Genomic DNA, 22285 nt, shown 5'->3' with positions numbered 1-22285 from the left:
TGAAGAAGTGAAGAAGTGAAGAAGTGGAGGAGTGAAGGAGCTAGCGGTGAGCAACTCCCAGCTCCCAGCTCCCAGCTCCCAGCTCCCAACTCCCAACTCCCAACTCCCAACTCCCAACTCCCAAAGCTATGAACATTCGCTCAAGGCTAAGCGGCTTGAAATGGCTCGGACGGACGGTCACGCATGCCGGTGTCATGTTGACGGTGTTCGTGTTGGGCATTGCGCTTGTCGGCTTGGCCCAGCGGCAGGGCTGGCTTCATAGTGGTGAGATGATCGCGAAGAGCAACGATGCTGGCTCCAACAACTCAGGAACGACTTATACGTGTCCGATGCACCTTCAGATTCGCCAGAACGAGCCGGGCAATTGTCCGATTTGTGCGATGAAGTTGGTGCCGGTTGCTGACTCGGCGAAGCCGCCTATTGCGAACGCTAACGCCGGGAATGGCCGCTATATCTGCCCGATGATGTGTACTCCACCATCGAGCGAACCGGGTCGTTGTCCGGTTTGCGCGATGGAGTTGGTCAAAGCAACCGGTGGTGGCGGCGGCGATGGAATGTCTGTAACGATCGAACCGGCTGCTCGTCGCTTGATCGGCATTCAAACCGCGACTGCAGAACTCGGCCCTGTTTCGCAGACCATTCGCACGATCGGTTCGATCGACTACAACGAGAGCAAGTTGGCAACGATCTCCGCCTACGCCAGCGGTCGCATTGAAAAGCTTTACGCCAACTATATCGGTGTGCCGGTTGAAAAGAACGATGACCTCGCGTTGATCTACAGCCCCGATTTATATTCGGCCCAAGTCGAATATTTGATGGCGTTACAAGGCGGCGGGCTGAAACGGCTGGGTGGTTCATCAAACCTGAGTGAACTCTCGAAGCAAAAACTGATCGAGCTTGGTTTGACCGAAGACCAGGTCGCCGAGCTTCGTTCACGCGGGAAAGCTGAAAGCCGGATTCGCGTTCGCTCGCCGATCAAAGGCACCGTGATCGAGAAGCACGCCGTTGAAGGTGATTACATCAAGACGGGCGACAAAATTTTTCGTATCGCCGATTTGTCGACAGTCTGGCTGATGCTCGATCTATTTCCGGACGATGCCGCTCGGATGCGTTTCGGGCAACGGGTCGAAGCGGAAGTCTCATCGCTACCCGGCGAATTATTCATGGGACGGGTTGCCTTCATCGACCCTATTGTGAACCACAAGACCCGCACGGTTCGAGTTCGCGTCGAGATGCCGAACCCGGATGCGAAGCTAAGGCCCGGCGACTATGCGACCGCACGCGTCTCCGTTCCGGCCATTCGCCAAGATCGAATCTACGATCCCGCCCTTGCCGGAAAGTACATCAGTCCCATGCACCCGCAGGTAATACGTGATCAACCGGGTGCTTGCCCAATCGGTGGCATGGATTTGATCCCCACTTCAAAGCTCGGTTACGCCAGCGAGCCTTTGCCGAAACAGCAGATCGTCACGGTTCCCCGCGATGCGGTGCTGATGACGGGCGAGAACAGCGTTTTGTATGTTGAGACGGAACCCGGTCGATTTGAAATTCGCCGGGTCACGGTGGGGCCGATGACGGACGATCGAGCCGTCATCCTGGAAGGTATGTCGGCGGGTGAAACGGTTGCGACGAACGGCAACTTCTTGATTGACTCGCAGATGCAGCTTGCAGGAAATCCGTCGTTGATGGACCCGAGCAAAGCGGCCAGCTATCCGCCAGGGCCGCTAGAACTGCCCGACGGTGATCCGATCGTATTGACCGGCGATGGTGCCGAGCAATTTGACCGAGCATACGCCGCCTACTTTGTAATTCAGAAAGCTTTGGCCGCCGACCAGAGTCCTCCGCCGCTTGAGCTGAAGAAGCTGGATGATTCGCTGGGCAAGTTGACGAGATTGGCGGCCGTTCCCGACGAGGCCCAGAGTCATCTGCAAAGTGCCAAGCAATCGCTCGCGCGAATGCAAGGTTCGTTGGAACAGGTCCGAAAAGCCTTCCGGCCGCTCAGTCATTCGCTTCTTCGTGCGGCAACCATCGTGCGTGGCAAGGAAACGGCAACGAAACTCGTTCACATGTATTGCCCGATGGTTCCCGGCGGTGGTGGCGATTGGATGCAACCTGAGGGCAAACTGGTCAATCCATATTGGGGCAGCGAAATGCTTTCCTGCGGTGAGACGGTGAAGGAGTTGGGAGTGAAGGAGGTGGGAGTGAAGGAGTTGGGAGTGAAGGAGGTGGGAGTGAAGGAGTTGGGAGTGAAGGAGTTGGGAGTGAAGGAGGTGGGAGTGAAGGAGGTGGGAGTGAAGGAGTTGGGAGTTGGGAGTGTACAGACGGGCGATGATGCGTTGCATGGAGAATTGAAATGAATGAGCGAATAAGGTCACACCGCGATTTGATCGTTTACCAAAAGTCTTTTGCGGCAGGGAAACGGATTTTTGAATTATCGAAAGCGTTCCCTCGTGAAGAGATGTACTCGTTAACGGATCAGGTACGTCGTTCATCGCGGAGTGTGAGTGCAAACATCGCTGAAGCATGGCGAAAGCGACGCTACGAAAAGCACTTTTGTAGTACGATGAATGTTGCCGAGGCAGAAGCCGCCGAAACGCAGGTTTGGATTGAGTACGCATCCGCGCATGGCTACCTCGACCCGGAAACAACAAAACAGGTCATCGAGTTCTACGACGAAATTTTGCGGATGATCGTCGCGATGATTCATGGTTCGTCGAAGTGGTGCATCGACTTTAAGCTGGGAGTGGGGGAGATGGGAGTGAAGGAGGTGGGAGTGAAGGAGTTGGGAGTGGGGGAGATGGGAGTGAAGGAGGTGGGAGTGAACTACTTTGATGCGAACGACTGCCCCATACTCGATCAACAACTTCTCCTAGCTCCCACCTCCTCCACTCCCAACTCCTTCACTCCCAACTCCCCTTCTCCCAACTCCCCTTCTCCCAACTCCCCTTCTTCCAACTCGGGGCGAAGCGATGCTTGACGCAACCATTCGCTTCTGCGTTAAAGAACCCTGGCTGGTCGTGATGTTGACGATTGGCGTCACGGTCTTCGGCTGGATCAGCTACAATCGCGTTCCGATTGATGCAATTCCAAACATCGGTGAAAACCAAGTCATCGTGCTGACCCCTTGGCCGGGTCGCTCGCCAAAAGACATCGAAGATCAGGTCACGTACCCACTAAGCGTGTCGCTGCTGGCGGTGCCGGGAGCCGAATCGGTTCGCGGCAAGAGCATGTTCGGATACAGCTTCGTTCAAATCACGTTCAAGGAAAGTGTCGACTTCTACTGGGCACGCAGCCGAGTGTCCGAACAGCTCGGCACTGCTGCTGCCCAGCTACCCGATGGTGTCGTCCCCCAACTTGGCCCCGATGCGACCGGGCTTGGGCAAGTTTTCTACTACGTGCTGGTTCCTCCCGAGGACGGCATGAGTCTGGCTGACCTCCGGAGCCTGCAGGATTTTGTCATCAAGTATGACTTGCAGGCCGTCGAGGGCGTCAGCGAAGTCGCATCAATCGGCGGCTATGTTCGCCAATATCAAATGGAAGTCGATCCGGACAAACTTCGCTTTCACGGCATCCCGCTCGATCAAGTCGTGAACGCCATACGCGGCAGCAATCTCGATGTCGGAGCCAAGACCGTTGAAACCGGCGGGATGGAGTTCATCGTTCGCGGCAAGGGCCTTCTCGGGAGCGATGGTGATACCGAAAAGACGATCCGCGACATTGAGCAAGCTGTCATTATGCAGCGTGACGGCGTACCGGTCAGGGTTCGCGACATTGCCGCCGTGCAACTCGGGCCGGACTTTCGCCGCGGTGCACTCGACTACAACGGGGCCGAGGCGGTCGGTGGCGTGATCGTGATGCGATACGGCGAGAACCCGCGAGCGGTCATCGAACGAGTCAAAGATAAGATCACCCAAATCGAACCTTCCCTTAAAGGCGTTACGATCAAGGGCATCTACGATCGCACGGGTCTGATCGACGAAACGGTGGCAACGCTTTCTACCGCACTACGGGATGAAATTCTCATCACCGCAGTCGTCATTCTGCTGTTCCTGTTGCACATCCGCAGCAGCCTCATCGTCGCCGTTACGCTTCCCATTGCCGTCTTGCTGTCGTTCATCGCTATGAACGTGTTTGGCGTTGGAGCGAACATCATGTCGCTGGCGGGAATCGCGATAGCAATTGGAACGATGGTCGATATGGCGATCATCGTCAGCGAGAACATCTATCAGCACTTGGCGGAATGGGAGTCGGGAGGTGGGAGTGAAGGAGGTGGGAGAAGGGGAGTTGGGAGTGAAGGAGGTGGGAGTGAAGGAGACGGGAGTGAAGGAGACGGGAGTGAAGGAGACGGGAGTGAAGGAGACGGGAGTGAAGGAGACGGGAGTGAAGGAGACGGGAGTGAAGGAGACGGGAGTGAAGGAGACGGGAGTGAAGAAATGGAGCTTCGGAGGTCCCCTACTCCCAACTCCCCTTCTCCCAACTCCCCTACTCCCAACTCCCCTTCTCCCAACTCCCCTTCTCCCAACTCCCCTACTCCCAACTCCTTCACTCCCAACTCCCCTTCTCCCAACTCCCCTTCTCCCAACTCCTTCACTCCCAACTCCCCTTCTTCCAACTCCCGACTTCCCAGCTCGCGTAGCGACGTCATCTACGATGCGGCGGCGGAAGTTGCGCCCGCAGTTCTAACCGCTGTCACCACAACCATCGTCAGCTTCCTGCCGGTGTTCTTTTTGACGGGTCGCGACTACAAGCTGTTCGCACCGTTGGCGATGACCAAGACGTTTGCCATATCAGCAGCATTGATTGCAGCGGTGACAATCGTTCCCACGCTGTGCCGATTGATGCTTCGCAGTGCGAACTATCGAAAGCGAACCGCGTTGCTGGCAGCGTTCGCGGGTGCAGCATTGTTCGGCCTAACCGCGTTTTTCATCTGGGGTCATCACGTCGTCGATGAGTTTGACTTGCCGCTATCGGCAGTGACGGCGACAGCAGCAGTACAGGGCGCGGTAGCGGGTTGGATGTTGACTCGTGAACGTGTGCGACCGATGCATGAGAACATCGTCAGCCGTTTTATCGTCAGAGTCTATCGACCAACGCTTTCGCTTTTCCTGCGGCACAAGCTGGCGTTCGCAAGTCTGCCGGTTGTGATCGTGATCGCAGGAACTGTCTGTTGGCAAGGGCTTGGCTTGGATCCCAAATGTCAAAACTGCCAGTTTGAGAATCCGACTGACCGAGTCGTTTGCAAAGTATGCGACGAACCGTTGTTGTCATATCTCAGGCCATTGGAAATTGCAACCGAGTCTGTGGGAACGAATCTTAACGAGCTTCCTGGTTACGCCCGTTTGAAAGTGGATGCGAAAGGCCTTCAAACCGACGACTGGATCGCACTGGATGAGGGCAGTTGGTTCTACATGCCAACGCTTTACCCGGCGGCCAGCTTCAGCCAGTCGATGCAGATACTGCAAACGCAGGACGCGTTGATCGGCCAAATCCCAGAGGTCAAGGACGTTCTAGGCAAGATCGGTCGGATTGATTCGGCTCTCGATCCGGCACCCGCCGCGATGGTCGAAACCTATGTCATGCTGAAACCTCGCGAGCAGTGGCGACCTGGCGTGACGGCCCGCGAAGTTTGGGATGAAATCAACCGCGTTGCCACGCTGCCGGGAGTGACGCCCGCTTCGCCACTCCAGCCCATCGAAGGCCGCGTCGTGATGCTGCAAAGTGGCATCAAAGCTCCGATGGCGATTCGGATTTACGGAGATGACTTGCAAACGCTTGCCGATGCAGCGCTGCAGGTGTCCGAACAACTCAAACAATCGCCCTACGTCAATTCGGGAACGGTCAATCCCGACATCGTGTTGGGCAAGCCGTACATCGAATTCACCGTTGATCGCGAAGCCGCATCGCGGTACGGCATGTCGGCTCAGATGGTCAACCAGGTCATCGAAACCGCACTCGGCGGGATGAACCTGATCAATACGGTCGAAGGTCGAGAGCGTTATCCCGTCCGCTTGCGTTACAACCGCGATCTGCGAGAGCGAATCGAACAACTCGATCGTTTGCCAGTGGTCACGCACAGCGGAGCCGTCGTTCCGTTGGGTGAGCTGGCAAAGCTAGAAACGACGTGGGGACCGGGTGCGATCAACAGTGAGAACGCTCGCTTGATTGCTCACGTTTCCTTTTCCTCCAATGGTGCGATCGGCGATCTGGAATCGATATCGGCGATTGAGGAGCAGTTGCGACTGGCACAGTTGGGAGGGGGGAGTGAAGGAGGGGGGAGTGAAGGAACGTTATCTCCCACCTCCAAACTACACCTTCCGCCTGGCTACTCGATCGAAGCTGTTGGCAGTTTTCGCAATCAAATTGAAGCCAACAATCGGCTGATGTGGTTGGTGCCGCTGGTCATTGTCATCAACTTGCTGGTCATCTATCTGCAATTCCGTCACGTCCCCATCACGCTGGCCGTGTTCGCTGGAATCCCCGTCGCCTTTGGCGGCGGCATGATTCTATTAGCGATAAACGGAGCGGAAATGAATACCGCGATTTGGGTCGGGTTCATTGCCCTATTCGGCATCGCAGTCGACGACGGCGTCGTGATTGCAACCTATCTCGATCAAGTCTTCACGCGACGACGGTTGAACACGATTGCCGACATTCGGGCGGCAACGATCGACGCTGGAGTCAGACGGATTCGGCCTTGCCTAATGACAACCGCAACCACGCTTGTCGCACTCGTTCCCGTTCTGATGGCGACTGGCCGAGGTGCCGACGTTGCCCGCGCGATGGCCCTGCCTGTGTTCGGTGGCATGGCCGTCGAAATCGTCACCCTATTTGTCGTGCCCGTCGTCTATTGCGGCTTCAAAGAATTCAAGATGCAATTCGGTCTAGCAGATCACCATTGGGCAGATCACCATTCGGCAGGCACCGAGGACACACCACCGGAGGACTTGGCTACCCAGATGAAGCGACTTCAATGATAAATGGTCGCCCTAACTCATCCTCGCAATCGTCGATTATCAGATCGCCGTCGTCTCCCTCCTCTAGGAACTCGCTTCGGCACGCAAATAGTTTGTCTGCTGACCAACCGAACATGTCATATTCGTATCGTACCCGTGGAGCGAGTTCCTGTGCTTTAGCATGTAGAGCCACGATCGTTTGCCCCCTATTGGTGATCGGCTACCTGTTGCATCTGAACATGAGACGTCTCCACAGCGACATGATGACGGAGAATCACGTGTACGTGATACGCATCTTCGTCTAAATTTAGCAGCCATCTTTTTCCGAATGTGCTACCCTGCCAATCGGTGCTTTCTACCGATGAACTCTGGGAAGCCGAGCTTTCGAACTTTCGACAGGCGATGATTATGTAGCCGATACCGTCTGATCCGGATGAACGGTGACGGGATGAATGGCGAAGGCGGAGGTTTTCGTCACCTTCACCAGCATCCTCTTAGCACTCCTCCCAAAACGTTTGAGAGTTCCGGTCGTGGAAGTCCTGCACTGGAAAGAGGATCGAAACTTTACAGATGTTTCCGAATACGATCGAAACCAACGTTGATTTCGCTCGCCAATAATTTTAGCGAGTCATAGACTTCGTCGGCCGTTTCGTCGACTGCACCTTTGAGGGCTGTATAGCGTTGGTCTAGGGAATCGAGTTTTTCGTCAATTGCTTCCCATTGATCCTGTAGTTCCTTTTTGCCGAGATTCATTTGAACCTTCAACTCATCGCGTTCATGTTTCAGTCCACGGATTAATTCCGCGACCAATTTGTCTTGACTACTCATTTTGGTGGCTCCCTATTTCGTTACGTTTAGAATTGCGCCGTTGCAATGTGCTTGTTTCTGAAACGCAATTCCTGTTCCGTCAATTCAATCGGACGACGCTATGAAAATTCTCAAAAACCAACGGTGTTGCCTGTGACACCGACGCACCGTTGTCTCAGAGACTGTCCGCTGGTGCGCACTCGGTGTTCGTATCTTGTATTATCTGCAGATTGAAATAGCGGCATTGGACGAGGCCAGGCGTTAACCCTCCCCACCGGTTGTTTGAATGGATGGTCTATTGCGGTATCCATTTTTGACGCCCTAAGCTGCGGCTGGAAGCCACAGCCAGGTAAGATCCTTCCCCTCCTTCTTCATTGCGACGAAACATTGCCCTAAACGCGGCTGCCGAATCCCACGTCAAGCAAGTGGGGGGATGCATCAATGCCCAAAGGACGCCCATGGCAATCGTCGGCGAGAAGAAATTGGAATAGGGCATGGCTGTGTTCGGCAATCGATCGCCATTCTAGCGACGTTTGAGATCACAATCGATTCAAGTGCAATGAACTCAAAACCCCATCGGCCACGAGACGAACGATGTCAATCGTTGAAACCATGCCCAACAATTTGCCGTCCTTTCCGACCACAGGGATATGATGCACTTGGTGATCGACCATTGATTTCGATAAATCCAGAAGTGAATCGTCCAAAGAAGCCGTAATCGGCTGCGTCGTCATCGCAGAGGAAACATCGTCGCTGCCAAAGGACTCTCGAACGAGTTGTGTTACCCAGTACGCATCCTCATAGCGTGGGAACGAATCTTTCAAGGTGGTCGCGGTGTCTTGAATCAGACGCAGGAAATCGTTGAGAGTCAGTATCCCTTTCAAATAGCCCCCCTCGTCGACAACGGGTAGGGCGGAAACGTGATTCTCTCGCATTCGATCGACTGCATCCGTGATCGCGTCCGATTCTAAGACTTTGACCGGATGCCTCTGCATCACACTTTGGACTTGGGTTGATGACTCGGTTTTCGTGATACTCATCCTGTTAACCTCCGAATTGGAAACGAGCAATCGGCGTGCCGGAACTAGATTTGCTTGTTACATCGAATCAGGCGGTCCCACCGAGAGTATGGTGCTTACGGTCAAGACCGCCGTTTTCGCTTTGAGGTTTTACTGTGTCTCCATTGTTTGGCTTTATTCGCGGCTGCCGTTGTCGGATGTTTCGTTGCAAGGTGGCTGATTCAACAGGTCTTGAATTGAGTGGTGGCCGCCTACTCGCTGCATCATTGGTGCTTCGCCGTGTGCTAATCCGATCGGGAATTGCGAATTCCGCACAGTCATCGATCGGTATCCTTCTGCCTCCGTCGGTTGCTGCGGTCTTGGCCAACCTAGCTGTTGCTTTCGCTGGAAAAACAGTGGTGAATCTGAACTACACATTCAAGAACGACCGAGCGCAGCATTGTGTCACGCAGTGTGCGATCACGCACGTATTGACCAGTCGGCGATTCCTGAAGCGACGACCATTTGAGCTTTCTGCCGAAATGATTTTCGTGGAGGATTTGGCAAAACTTGCGACTTGGTGGGATCGACTGTTGTGCATCGCTGCGGGCTACCTTCTTCCCGTTACGATGCTCGGTCGAATGCTTGGCCTAGACAAGAATTCTGACGACGATCTAATGGCCATTCTATTCACGTCGGGCACAACCACACTGCCCAAGGGAGTGATGTTGTCGCATGGAAACATCGACGCCAGTCTGAATGCGATTCGGAATTTATACCGAGTAAATCGTGACGATGTAACGATTGGTATCTTGCCTTTCTTTCACGCCTTTGGTTATTCCGGCACATTGTGGTTGCCGCTCGTAACGGATATGGCAGCAGTCTACCACGTTGATCCATTCGGATCCAAGGAAATTGGGAAGCTCGCCAGACGGTACAAAGCGACCGTGTTGTTTGCAACGCCAACCTTTTTGAAAATGTATCTACGTCGATGTGACGCGGATGATTTTGCAAATTTAGAATTGGCTATTGTCGGTGCTGAACGCCTTGATCCAATGTTGGCAAAATCGTTTAGTGAGAAATTCAAGGCAACGGCGGTTGAAGGTTATGGAACGACCGAAACGTCGCCATGGATATCCGTCAACGTACCTGCTTCTCGAACGTTGCAAAAGGGAGTTACCGGAGATAGGTCAGGAACGGTCGGTCGGCCCGTGCCGGGAGTGCAAGTAAAAGTGGTGGACCCCGAATCGCAAGTGGAACGCCCGATCGGATGTGAGGGGTTGTTGCTGGCTCACGGCGCCAACGTCATGCTAGGGTACTGGATGCAACCCCAAATGACAGCAGAAGTCCTACACGATGGTTGGTACAACACAGGCGACTTTGCCAAACAAGATGCGGACGGTTTCATCACCATCACCGGGCGTCAAAGCCGCTTTTCAAAACTGGGCGGCGAAATGGTCCCGCACGAAGCGGTGGAAAACGCAATCAACCAAATTGTAGCCCCCAACGCGGACGAAGGCTTGCAATACGCGGCGGTTACCGCGATCCCCGATACCGCGAAGGGAGAACGTCTGATTGTGATTCACACACCACCAATCAAATACTCGCCCACTGAAATTGTTCAACAGTTGACTGAAAATGAGTTTCCACCGCTATGGATTCCCAAGCCAGCCGATTTTATCGAAGTGAATGAATTGCCGATGACCAGTATGGGAAAGATCGATTTAGGAGCGTTAAAACAGATTGCGACAACTTGTGGTCGCTTCGCCGAAAAATAGATTCAAACGAAGCGATCACGGTTGTAGATTGGTGGCCCCACCGAGGGGATGGTCCGTTTGGAACACCCCTTGGCTCATTGGTTTCATTTTCCATCCCAAACCAATGAACGCCCCGCATTGTCAACCGCAGCACCGAATCGTTGCATGCTGGCATCGTCGCGATGGTTGTCGGCCCGCCTACACGTCGTCGTTTCACATCGATTCGAAACGAGGCAAAAGACATGGACAACTTGGCGATGAAACGTGCAATCGCCAAGCGAAGTACATTGAGGGAATGGATCGGTGGCAATCTCGGTACACGCATCACGACGACCTATCCGTCGGTCTACTTATCCAACCCCAATTCACGAGCAGAGATACTGTCACTCTCGTTACCAGATTCGTCAAACACCGCTTCATCATGGGCTAAGTCGACATCAGGCGTGCCTTTTCAACTAACGGCAAGCTTGCCACTCCGGCGGTTCTCTCCAGTAGATCGCGACACTGAAACCGCAAAGGCGATCGTGCTCCAGGTTGGATCACGATTTGGCGTGACTGGAGCGAGATACAGGCAGTGGTAACGGAAGCCGAGTCAATGGGAAACCTGAATAGATGTGGGTAAACCTAAGGGATGGCCCCCAAGTCCGTTGGAGGAACGGAATCGGAGTTTGGAAATACACTATTTCCAAACCGAACTGGGCAAACCAATAGACCGTTGCTGACCCCCGGACAGTCGTTGCTGGTACCAGAAAGTTGATTCAAAGGTTGGCGCTAGTTTACGCAGTACTTTGGTGGCCTCGGTATATGGGCCGCAACCGCTGTCAAATTGAATTGGTTGGCTAAGAAATGGAGATCCCACGATTCGAATGATGGACAATGATTCAAGGTTCACGTCGAAATTCAAAGGGGAGCTCAAAGACAACGGCGTGAAATCAATGATGACCGCGATCCGGGCAGCGAATGGGAACACTTTTCAAGAAGAGGGTTCTCTTGTGCTCTAAATCGGAGATGGCCAACCGAATGATATTCTTTGGCAAGCAAATTCTCGGCCATGCAACGATGGAATACTCAAGACGTCCGGCGCAAACAACCTAAACATTTTGTTCTGGCAAATCGCAAGAGGGCCTGTGTCTCGTGCGACGAGAGTATATGCTATCGGAGCCAGTCAACGCGGCTACAATTGGCATCTCCGAGATTTCGACTGACGGCCGATCGGCAGCAAAGCAAAACAGCGACCAAAAATCCGTGCAATTCCAAGACTTGATGGCCACTGAATCTAACAATCCGACTAGCGATTTCAACGGAGACCCGCTACGTTTGTCGCCCTTTGAACGCTACATGATATGCGATGAGCGACTTGATTGTTATTCCATGTGTGTGCCCATTCGTTGGACCGTCCAGGGCAAACCGCAACGCGAACCTTTTCGCATTGCTTTTCGTGAGGCGATTCTTTGGCATCCTATGCTGCACAGCCTAGTGGATCGCAAGGTTTGGCGAATTAATCACAAGGCCATCGCTGAAGTTAAGATCTTTTCCGATGGCGAAACGCCAACGGCTGCCGATCGCAAAGTCGATGTTTTTAAAGGTCCCACCATTCGCTGCAACGTCGTCGAGCAAGGTGAGGAAACATCGATTGAGTTCATGTTTCATCATGCTGCCACCGATGGGGTTTCGTTTATGGAATTCTGTGGCGATGTGTTTGCAAATTACGCCGTGGCGATCGGAAAACTTGATCGCACGAAACTTCGTCGGCCTCATCAAAAATACTTGTCTCGCCGCGCTGAAGTGGATCGAGCCATCCCCGAACCCGTGGACCGGATGACGGCATTCAGGTTTACTGCCATGGAATCTCTGAGGTTTTTCACTCGTCGCGCGGAAATGGTCGCGGGGGATATTGCCCGAGACTCCAGGCAGAGAGTACAGTGTGGCGATATCCGAATACTCGACGCACCGTTTGATATGGCCCAAAGCAGTCAAGTCCGGGCGGCGGCCAATGAAGCGGAGGTGTCGTTGAACGATTGGGCGATTTTATCGTTACTGCGAGTGATCGCAAAATGGAACGACCAACACCTTGTGGGATCGCGTCGTAGTTGGTTAGTCGCAAACATGCCTGTTTTGCTTCGACCAAGGCAAGCGGTGCGAATGAGTGCGGCGAACATGATAGGCTATGGATTCCTATCGCGACAACGTGATGCGATCGACGATTGGGATTCTGCCTTGCAAACGGTCGCCGAGCATAGTCGCTTCATTCAGCGATGGAAGATTGGTGCAATGTTCTTGGACGGAGTGGCGATGGCCGATCGAATCCCCGGGGGACTTTATGCTGCGACTCGTGCAACTCGTCCAGCCAGCTGTGTGGTAACCAACCTTGGGGATGTTCCGCGGCGATTCCGCACCAAATTGCCACTAAACGAGGATGGCTTGACCATTGCAGGTGATCTTACTTTGAAACGAATCAGTGGTGCTGCACCGCTGCGACCGGGAACCCACGTCACCACGTTGATTAACACGACGGGCGGCCGAATCAATCTATCGCTACGAGTGATGCCGGAGATTCTTTCGCAACAAGCCGCCTTTCAACTTGTTGCGAGGTGGAAGGAAGAGATGATGGTTCATTCATGAGCACAAAAAGACCCGCTAACACTGACCAAAGGCACCGTTGGCCAAGCGTGACGGTTCGTTGGGGCAGCTTGATTCTTGCGTTTGCTGTGTTTCCGATTGTCATGCTCGGAGCAATTCGAGCGTGGGAAAACAGTGGCACGAAAGTTGAAGATTGGTTGCCAGCTGGATTTGAGGAAACGGAGACACTCTATCAGTTTTATCAGCGATTCGGCAGCGATGAATTGCTGATGATTGGTTGGGATGGTGCAAAGCTTGGTGATCCCAAGATCGAGCGTTTACGTGAGGTCCTGCTCGCGGCTGATCCGCTCGATCGTAACCACCGTGTTTTTTTTCGCGACGTTTGGACTGGTGATTCCATTCTCGAGCAAATGCAAGCCCCACCACTTGCTTTGTCCCGACGTCAAGCCATGTCACGTATGTTCGGTTGGATTCTTGGTAAAGAAGAAACGACAGCGATGCTTGCACTGGTCTCCGACGCCGGAATGGCAGACCGGCATTCCGCCATCGACTTTGCCCGACGAAGTGCGTCAAGCGTTTTGGAGCTACCCATCGACGAAATCCATTTCGCTGGATCCACGATCGAAACGGTCGCGATTGACGAAGCGAGCCAATCGTCACTTCTACGATTGAATGGCTATTCCTTCTTGGTGTGTGTCGGACTATTGATGATATGCATGCGTCGGATTTGGTATGCATTGGTGATTTTTGGAATCGGTCTCTACAACGAGCAAGCGTCGATGGCGCTGATGCACTACAGCGGCACGCAAATGGATAGCATCTTACTGTTGACCGCCAATTTGGCCTTGGTGCTTAGCGTGTCGGCCGGCATTCATATGTACGGCTACTATCGCCATGCGTGTCAGCAAGCGGGTGACGAAAGTCCAGCATGGGTCGCGCTCCGAACCGCGTTCAAGCCAACATTGCTTGCGGCCATCACGACGGGGATTGGCTTTGGGTCTTTGGCGATTAGCCAAATCGTACCCGTCCATAAATTCGGGCTCTATACAGCGATTACGGCTCCCACGGCTGTGCTTTTGACACTTTGGTACTTAGCGATGTACTTTCCTGCAAGCCGGAAAGGCCTTTCGGGGAGAGATGTTCCAAGCGTCCATGTGTCGTTGAATCCAGGCTCGCTTGCTGCCAACGAGTCGCCCAAAGAGTCCGCCGCTCGGTGGCGTTGGATGAGTTATTGGCCGATCATTCTGTCGTTTTTTTTCGTGCTAGCGGTCGTGGGAGCGTACAACGCCCGTCGCTTAAGGATTTCGACTGGGATGCACGACCTTTTTCCAGACGACGCAAAATTGCTTGGCGACTACGCATGGATCGAGCAACGCATCGGGCCGCTGGTCCCGGTTGAAATCGTCGTCGAAGTTCCCCTTCGAGATGATCGTGAAATAGTGGATGAACTTCGTTGGGTAGCGGAATTGCAACGACAACTGAGGGGCTGTGAAGCAGTCGGCAGCTTGATTTCAGCCCTGAACTTCACACCTCCGATCCCGCCTGACCAAGTGCGACAATCGGTTGGTGATATTGCCTACCGAACCGGCTGGTCTTCAGGAGTCAACCAGTCGCTTGACCGCTTTGAGTCGCTGCGGTTTTTGCGACAAGAATCACACCAACGACTTTGGCGATTGACTGCTCGCGTGGAAGGATCCATAGAACAAGACTACTCGGCGATCATGAGTGAACTTAAAGCCATTACTGCAAAAACTCTCAAAGAGGCCGCCGATCCTGACGTTTCGTTTACGATTAGCGGTGGCGCCCCCTTGGCCGCAAAGACCCAGCAGCGGCTATTGAGTGATCTGACCTTCAGTTATTTTACAGCCTTGCTGTTGATCGCAATCACCTTGGCGATTGTCTTGCGTAATCCGATCGGGAGCATTTTGGCGATGTTTCCAAACGTCATTCCCGCGCTGGGCGTATTCGGCTTGATGGGAGCGATGGGTTGGAATGTTGAAATTGGCGGCGTGATGACTGCCAGCGCCGTGTTGGGAATCGGCGTCGATGATTCCATGCACTTAATCATGGCTTTTCGCGATTCGTTCGCTCGCCATGGTTCTCATCAACAAGCTGCGATCGAAAGCCTACGAACTTGTGCGCCGGCAATGTCACAAACCACTTTAGTATGTGGACTCGGAATGCTGGTCTTTGCGCTGAGTCCCTTCGTGCCGATTCAACGCTTTGCTTGGCTGATGGCTTCACTACTTTCGGTAGCATTGTTGGCCGACTTGGTCTTATTGCCAGCAATTCTTTACAGTCCATTGGGGAAATTCTTTCTTCTCCAAAAAACGAGACGGACCGCTGGGACACGTTAACGATAAGATAGCATGGGCAATTTTGCCGCTCTGCCGCGGTTAAACGACGTGGTTTTGGTAGTTTGCGAACGATAGGGCAAATCGTAGATTGACAGTGGGTTGCTACTCGATATATTACGAGAACCTAGACAGAAGGGGGGGGTCGAGATCACATCTGGGTGGTACACCTTTTCTCCCGTTCTGTTGATCGCCCGCCTCACATCAAGTCTGCCACAACACTTCAAATCTGCACCGGGGTTTAACATGTCTTACGCGATTTCGGATTCGCTTTCACACCCTCCGTCGACGAACGAATCACCCTCTCGAAGCGAAATTGCACTTGCGAATGCCCGCCAAAGCATTGCAGGTGGCGACAGCAGCTCGATGCGGGTATTATCATACCACCTGCCCTTGGTCGCCGAGCGTGGTGAGGGAGCACGCGTATGGGATGTGGATGGAAAAGAGTATCTCGATCTCAATATGGCATACGGGCCACTCTTGTTTGGGCATTGCCCTCAGCGGGTGATTGATAGTGTTGTCAAGCAGATCAGCACAAGCGGATCGCAACTTGGCTTTCCGACCGAGATAAGCGCTCGCGTCGCCTCAAAGATCAAGCAGCTTTATCCGGGTATGGAATTGATGCGGTTCGCAAATTCCGGCACCGAGTCCTGTGCGGCGGCAGTTCGGTTAGCACGTGCTTACACCGGCAAGAACGTTTTGGTGATGTTCGAAGGCCACTACCATGGTTGGAGCGACGCGGTGTTCAACAAATACCATGCTCCGCTCGACGCATTGCCTGAAAAGGGTTATGGACCGATCATCCCGGGGACACTTGGTCTTGCAGGCGCACCGAACGATGTCGTCGTCGTGCGTTGGAACGACATCGACGCCCTTGAAGCATGTTTCCGCGAATATGGTGATCGGATTGCAGCATGCATCATGGAGCCGGTGATGGGCAACTCGGGGGTTATCCCGCCAGCGGATGGTTATTTACAGGGAGTTCGCGAGATGACGCTGAACCATGATTCCTTGTTGATTTTTGACGAAGTGATCACCGGTTTTCGAGTCGCGGCCGGCGGAGCTCAAAGTCGCTACATGGTTCAGCCCGACATCACGGTGATCTCCAAGGCACTCGGATCAGGTTATCCCGTCGGTGCTTTTGGTGCGTCGCATGAAATGATGTCAATGATCACGGAACAAAAACTTTTCCATGGCGGCGTCTTTTCTGGAAACGCGGTGGTCATGGCTGCGGCTGAAGCGGCGATGGACACGATTCTTGAGAGCCGGGAAACCATGTATCCTTACATGGAAGGGCTAGCAACCAAACTCGCCGATGGACTGAGAGAGATCTTTGGCCGCCTGAAGATTCCTCATTTGGTTCAGAACGTCGGACCACTGCTTGGTCTGTTCTTGACCGATGGCAAGATTGAGAAAGTCAACGAGTACCGCGACGTGCGAAAACATTGTCAATTCGACAAGTACATTCACTTCCAACATCACATGCAAAACAGCGGCGTTTACTTCCACCCCAACCAGTTTGAGCCAATGTTCTTGTCGACTGCTCACACTGCCGACGACATCGACATGGCGCTGGAGCGATTTGCGGATGCTGCTGCGAAAACCTGCTGCAAGTGAACTGAGTGCCGAACCGATTCTGTCGGCCGCTGAGAACTACTCGGGCGAAATGCACGCGATTGACACGGGAGTGCGTGTTGATGCGGTCGAGTTCGCCAGGGGTCGAGTTGCGTTGGGACGACTGCTAGCCAAACGTGGAATCGGTTACGGCGATCGGGTGGTGATGGCAGTGGCCAATGGTCCCCTATTTGCCGCCGCGCTCTGCGCGGTTCTGGCTCGTGGCGCATCACCGCTCATTTTACATGCGAAAACTCCTGCGGCAGAGATGCGTCGCTATGCCGAGCGATATGCGGCAAGAATGGTTTTTGGTGACGGCAGCAGCGAAACGGAGTATCGCGAAACGGGGCTGGAACCCTATCTAGTCGAAGCAGCGGATTGGGCCCGGTTGCTTTGCGCGAACGTGAAAATCGTCGATGAGTCGGCTGGCAATGTCTCTCTGGTTTTGCCTGGTGTGCCCCTTCACCCGACTTCGGGGACAACCGGACAACCCAAAGTAGCCCTGAGGCCCGGCCGACCTGCGATCGCGGAAGCAGCTCATTACATCGAAACCACAGGGATTCAAGCAAGCGATACGATTCTGGTCGCGGCTCCCCAGAGTCACGCTTATTGCTATGGGATGGGAACGATGGTGCCACTATTATGTGGAGCTTCAATCATTACGATGCGAGGATTTGAAGCGGGCTTGGTTCAATCGGCACTTCGTGACACCAACGTCACGGTCGTGCCAGCGGTCCCAGCCATGTTGGGTTCGTTGATGTTTGGAACCAGGGGCGATTTGTTTGCACGCGTCAACACCGTCTTTAGCGCCGGTGCGCCGCTCAACGAAAAAACGGCAAAGGCCTTCGCGAATAAGTTTGGTATTGCGGTTCGTCCGCTCTACGGAACGACCGAAACGGGCGGTATTGCGATCAGTCTACCCGGTTCCCAAGCGGTGGCAGGAATTTGCGTTGGTCCTGCGATGAAGGATGTCGAAGTCGATGTTCGCGACGATGGACAAGGTCTGGCACCAGGGCTTGGCATGACCTACGTCCGCAGTGAATCAATGATGACCGGCTATCTCGACGAGAACGGGCTGGATCAATCATTCGTGGTCGATGGCTGGTTCAAGACAGGTGATATTGCAAACCAGGATACCGAGGGCCGAATCTATCTACACGGCCGACAATCTGAAGTGATCAATGTTGCGGGAATGAAGGTAATCCCGAGTGAAGTCGAAAATGTGCTGCTTCGTATCTCGGGTGTGATTGAGGCAAAAGTCTATTCACGTGAGCATCGAACGGGATCCCAATCGGTACAAGCAGCAGTTGTTGCTCATGGGGTTGACGACGCGGATGTTCGGGCTCATTGCGAGAAGAACTTGGTGTACTACAAGCGTCCAAGTATGATTTCATTTGTCGAAGCGTTACCGCGCAACGCCACTGGCAAGATTGACATGGCCGCGTTGTCCAATCTGTAGTTTCGCCTCGGGTCCGACACAAATCCACACGTATCCGAGAACGTTAAACAACTCAAGGCCGAATTGCGGCATCGTTCTCCTCTCTTGAAAACTTAACCATGCGAATCGGAAACTGGCAACTTGACCTGATTAGTGGTGGTCGGTTTCGAATCGATGGCGGAGTCCTATTCGGGATCGTACCTCGGACGGTTTGGCAGAACGTTGCACCACCGGTGGACTCGCTGCATCGCACCATGGTCGACACCCATTGCATCGTCGCACGCGACGGTCAAAACGTCGTCTTGATCGACACCGGCTACGGAGGGAAATACTCGCCGCTGGATCGCAAAGTCAATGATTTGGAGCCACGCGAGCCAATCGTCGAAGGAATCGCAAGTCTCGGTATCAAGCCCGAGGAGGTGACCCATGTATTGTTTAGCCATCTGCATTTTGACCACGCTGGGGGGGCGACCCGATGGACGACCGATCGCCAGATCGTGCCGACGTTCCCAAACGCACGGCATTGGGTCCACCAGTGGGAATGGGAAGACGCGATGGGGCAAGCCAGCGAGATTCGAGCTGCCTATCCGATTCAAAACATTGGCCCGTTGGCCGAAGCGGGTTTAGTCGACGTCTTTCAGCACGACGGTGAATTGTTGCCAGGCTTAACCGCCCGACTCAGTGGCGGGCACACTCGCGGTCACACTTGCTTCTACTTTGAAGACGCGGAATCCTCGGTGCTGTTCATTGGAGACATCTGTCCTTCCGCCGCTCATGTTCGGCCCCAGTGGCACACAGCCTACGAGTTGTATCCGCTTCAAACCCGATCGGTGAAACCAAAAATTCTTGCCGATGCCGTCGAGCGGAGAACTTGGGTCGTTTGGAACCATGACATCGAGATTCCGGTTAGCCGAGTTGGTCGAGGACCCAAACAGGAATTCACGATTTATGATACAGCGACAGGGTTGTGAGATGGTGAAATGGTAGGGATCGAACGAAGCTCACCTCTTATTTTATTGAATCAGCCTCGCATCGGGCGACGCTTACGAAATGGGATTTTGGGACGCTAACGCCGCCTTCAGTCCTTCACGGGCGTCCGCGTTTTCAAACATTTCTCTTTGAGCAGCAATCTCTAATTTCAACGCCTCGTTCAATGGCAATTGACTCCCCTCTTCGATCAATCGCTCGGCTAGCAGTAACGCACATCGTGGACGTTTCAGCAACGATTTCACCGCCCGGCGCGTACGTCCATCCCATGGAGATGGCATCGACTCTTGGGACGCAAGTTGAAGTAACTCGGCAACACTGAACTGCGAAAAAACTTGAGCAAGTACTTGATATTCCTGCGGAGGCGCGGGGCGCTTGCGATTTTGTAGAATGACGTTGGCGACCTGATTCACAATACCAAGGTCAAAGTCACCCTCCACCAAGCAATGATCGGCAACCCCCAACTTCTCGGCAACCTTTCCGGACAACATGGCTCCATTGTAAATCATCCATTTTGCAAGTCCGGGGTCGATCCGACGAGGTAACCGTTGGGTACCGCCGCTACCAGGGCAAATCCCGAGCCCGGTTTCGGGTAACCCCAATGTTGTCGTTCGATTGACGATGATCCGGTGGCATGCCAGTGCCAATTCGAGTCCCGCGCCAAGTGTGTTACCGCCGGCCACAGCAATGATCGGTTTGGGCGAGGCAGCAATGAAATTGCATAGTGCGTGCAATTGTGCAGAGAATTGCTCGATGCGATGGAAGTCTTCCGCATCGGCCTGCCTGGCAAAGAATGCGAGATCGGCACCCGCTGCAAAGCACTTTCCTGATCCCGATAGCACAATAGAATCGATTCGCTGATCACGAACAATGTCGCTCAACATTGTCTTTAATGAATGGGCAATGGCCGGATTGATCGCGTTGTTTGGTGGGCGATTGAGAGAAATCCAAGCAGTATCGCATTGGAGACAGACGTCCAGGAACGGTTTAGGCGTGAATTTCATCTCATCGTTGGGTCGAAAGGATAGCGAGCGTCGTCGTTTGTCACGGTTCAAAACGCACCGGAGTAACGTTTGGGAAAATCCTGTTTGAGTATTTCTGCACGAAACGGGAAAGCACCCTTGCTATATTTGGGGGGTGGCGAACCCGCTTGACCAAGCCCTGTAATCGGAATAAACTTCCTAAACCATTGAGCGCAGATACCGCAGATCTCCGTACTTTACATTGGCCCATTAACACTACCGTCTGCTAACACGTGAATCGATATTTCTTAATCACCGGCGCCAGCGGATTGTTGGGCAGTTTTTTGATGCGGGATTGCCTGCGTCAGGGCTTACCCATCGCCGTCTTGGTTCGCAAAAGCCGAATCGAAAGCGCAAAAGGGCGAGTCGAGAGTATTCTTGCTGGCTGGGAGTCACGGCTAGGTTGCATTCTACCTCGTCCCATCGTGCTCGAGGGCGACATTTGCCAAAAGGACTTGGGATTGAGTGATTCAGCACAGCAATGGGTTGGTAAGAACTGTCACAGTTTGGTTCACAGTGCTGCGAGTCTTTCCTTTGAATTGGATGAAGAGACGAACGAGCCGTGGCGTTCGAATCTAGAGGGTACTCGAAACGCACTTGAGTTTGCTCGCAAGGTCGGTATCCGCAAGTTTCATCAAGTATCAACCGCCTACGTCTGTGGTCTGCGGACAGGCAAGATACTCGAATCCGATGTCGACGTTGGCCAATCGCTTGGGAACCCCTACGAAGAAAGCAAGCTTGCAGCGGAAAAGCTTGTCCGCACTTGGGAAGGGATCGATACGCTAACGGTTCACCGCCCAGCAATCATTGTCGGTGATTCACAAACGGGATACACAACGACCTATCATGGTTTCTATACACCGCTGAAGGTCGTTCACATGTTGGTCGGGAAGGTACCCGCATCCGAGATGAACGTTTTGTTCCTACTGCAAGCGTTGGGATTGACTGGCGAGGAGCGTAAGAACTTCGTACCGGTCGACTGGGTGTCATCGGTGATGACGCACATTTTGGCGGACGAGTCGTTGCACGGCCGAACCTATCATTTGACGCCAAGTAATCGCGTCTCGATCAACGAGATGACCGCAGTGTTGAGTGATGCGATCCAAAAACTCTCGATTCCTGCGTTAGAAAAAGCGAGTCCCGATTTGCTCGACAGCGAAGGGTTCGAAGATATTTTTCGGACGCAAATGGAGACCTACCAATCGTACTGGCGAGACGACCCTGAATTCGGCACAGCGAACACATTGGCGGCGGCCCCGGAGATTCCGTGTCCCGTCATCGATGGCGAAGTCATGTGGCGTTTGGCTAAATTTGCTGTCGAGAACAATTTTGGCTGGCCCATTTCCCGACCGGTGCCGGCACCTCTGGATGTTGGTACTCAGTTGCTGCAACGTGCGCGATCCGATCGCCCACTGATCAACGGCTACGCGATGGAGTCTCCTTTTTGCGCGGTACTGGAGGTCTCGGGTCCGGGCGGAGGCGAATGGACGTTACAGCGACAGGGTCCTCATTTGGCAGAATTGTTCGACGGTCGAGCGGACGAATCACTGCCACACGCGTACCTAAGTTCGCACACTTTCCGGCGATTAGCGTCGGGGGAAACCAAAGCGGCCGACGCGTTGCGAGTCGGCAATTTGGTCGTCCAAGGTGCCGGAAATTCGCTCGACACCGTCTTAGATTTTGTCGACCACGTCGCTCAACAATTGCCCAAATCCAATCCATCTTGATCCAAGATCCAAGGACGAGCAGAGAAAACTATGCCCGTTAATTCCCCC

General features: G+C 53.6%; 14 protein-coding genes. 11 read left to right on the top strand and 3 right to left on the bottom strand.

Translation table 11 applies throughout. The annotated features are described in order from the left end of the window. Positions 1 to 128: 128 nt before the first annotated feature. Genes Q31b_RS26890 through Q31b_RS29215 form a run of 3 tightly spaced genes read left to right on the top strand, consistent with a single transcriptional unit; the run spans position 129 to position 6974 of the window. Positions 129 to 2357 (top strand): efflux RND transporter periplasmic adaptor subunit, encoded by a 2229-nt coding sequence (locus tag Q31b_RS26890; RefSeq protein WP_197172471.1) that lies wholly within the window; start codon positions 129 to 131, stop codon positions 2355 to 2357. After that, complete coding sequence (locus Q31b_RS28740; RefSeq protein ID WP_197172469.1) at positions 2354 to 2977, top strand: four helix bundle protein; 624 nt, start codon at positions 2354 to 2356, stop codon at positions 2975 to 2977. The genes Q31b_RS26890 and Q31b_RS28740 overlap by 4 nt, the downstream gene beginning before the upstream one ends. Beyond that, positions 2970 to 6974 carry an efflux RND transporter permease subunit gene (locus tag Q31b_RS29215; protein ID WP_231617885.1) on the top strand — a complete coding sequence of 1335 codons (4005 nt, stop codon included), beginning with the start codon at positions 2970 to 2972 and terminating at the stop codon, positions 6972 to 6974. Before Q31b_RS28740 ends, Q31b_RS29215 begins: the two co-directional genes overlap by 8 nt. Before the next feature lie 543 nt (positions 6975 to 7517). Here Q31b_RS29215 and Q31b_RS26870 read toward each other — a convergent pair. Beyond that, positions 7518 to 7781, bottom strand: coding sequence for a hypothetical protein (locus tag Q31b_RS26870; protein ID WP_146602763.1), 264 nt, complete (start codon positions 7779 to 7781; stop codon positions 7518 to 7520). 518 nt (positions 7782 to 8299) lie between these two features. Continuing rightward, complete coding sequence (locus Q31b_RS26865) at positions 8300 to 8800, bottom strand: CBS domain-containing protein (RefSeq protein WP_146602762.1); 501 nt, start codon at positions 8798 to 8800, stop codon at positions 8300 to 8302. A 191-nt stretch (positions 8801 to 8991) separates the two neighbouring features. Between Q31b_RS26865 and Q31b_RS26860 the strand changes: the two genes are divergently transcribed. The 7 genes from Q31b_RS26860 (at position 8992) to Q31b_RS26830 (ending at position 19472) form a co-directional block, all read left to right on the top strand. Continuing rightward, a complete protein-coding gene (locus Q31b_RS26860) occupies positions 8992 to 10536 on the top strand; it encodes an AMP-binding protein (protein WP_197172466.1) in 1545 nt (514 codons plus the stop codon). 140 nt (positions 10537 to 10676) lie between these two features. Further along, complete coding sequence (locus Q31b_RS26855; protein WP_146602760.1) at positions 10677 to 11096, top strand: SufD family Fe-S cluster assembly protein; 420 nt, start codon at positions 10677 to 10679, stop codon at positions 11094 to 11096. Positions 11097 to 11778: 682 nt separating this feature from the next. Then, positions 11779 to 13137: a hypothetical protein gene (locus Q31b_RS26850; RefSeq protein ID WP_146602759.1), complete on the top strand. Its 1359-nt coding sequence runs from the start codon at positions 11779 to 11781 to the stop codon at positions 13135 to 13137. Further along, positions 13134 to 15452, top strand: coding sequence for an efflux RND transporter permease subunit (locus Q31b_RS26845; RefSeq protein ID WP_146602758.1), 2319 nt, complete (start codon positions 13134 to 13136; stop codon positions 15450 to 15452). The genes Q31b_RS26850 and Q31b_RS26845 overlap by 4 nt, the downstream gene beginning before the upstream one ends. A 243-nt stretch (positions 15453 to 15695) precedes the next feature. Next, the gene (locus tag Q31b_RS26840) at positions 15696 to 17066 is read left to right on the top strand and encodes an aspartate aminotransferase family protein (protein ID WP_146602757.1); all 1371 of its coding nucleotides are present in this window, start codon (positions 15696 to 15698) and stop codon (positions 17064 to 17066) included. Beyond that, positions 17038 to 18522 (top strand): class I adenylate-forming enzyme family protein, encoded by a 1485-nt coding sequence (locus Q31b_RS26835; RefSeq protein WP_146602756.1) that lies wholly within the window; start codon positions 17038 to 17040, stop codon positions 18520 to 18522. Before Q31b_RS26840 ends, Q31b_RS26835 begins: the two co-directional genes overlap by 29 nt. Before the next feature lie 98 nt (positions 18523 to 18620). Beyond that, a complete protein-coding gene (locus Q31b_RS26830; protein ID WP_146602755.1) occupies positions 18621 to 19472 on the top strand; it encodes an MBL fold metallo-hydrolase in 852 nt (283 codons plus the stop codon). A 72-nt stretch (positions 19473 to 19544) separates the two neighbouring features. Here Q31b_RS26830 and Q31b_RS26825 read toward each other — a convergent pair whose 3' ends face one another. Further along, entirely contained in the window at positions 19545 to 20492 is a 948-nt protein-coding gene (locus tag Q31b_RS26825; protein WP_146602754.1) for an enoyl-CoA hydratase/isomerase family protein, read from the bottom strand. Between the two features lie 251 nt (positions 20493 to 20743). On the opposite strand from Q31b_RS26825, the gene Q31b_RS26820 reads away from it, so the two are divergent. Beyond that, positions 20744 to 22237, top strand: a complete 1494-nt coding sequence (locus Q31b_RS26820) for an SDR family oxidoreductase (RefSeq protein WP_146602753.1) — start codon at positions 20744 to 20746, stop codon at positions 22235 to 22237. Positions 22238 to 22285 lie beyond the last annotated feature (48 nt).

The organism is Novipirellula aureliae, assembly GCF_007860185.1.
Lineage (GTDB): Bacteria > Planctomycetota > Planctomycetia > Pirellulales > Pirellulaceae > Novipirellula_A > Novipirellula_A aureliae.
This window is presented reverse-complemented; position numbering and strand designations above follow the sequence as displayed.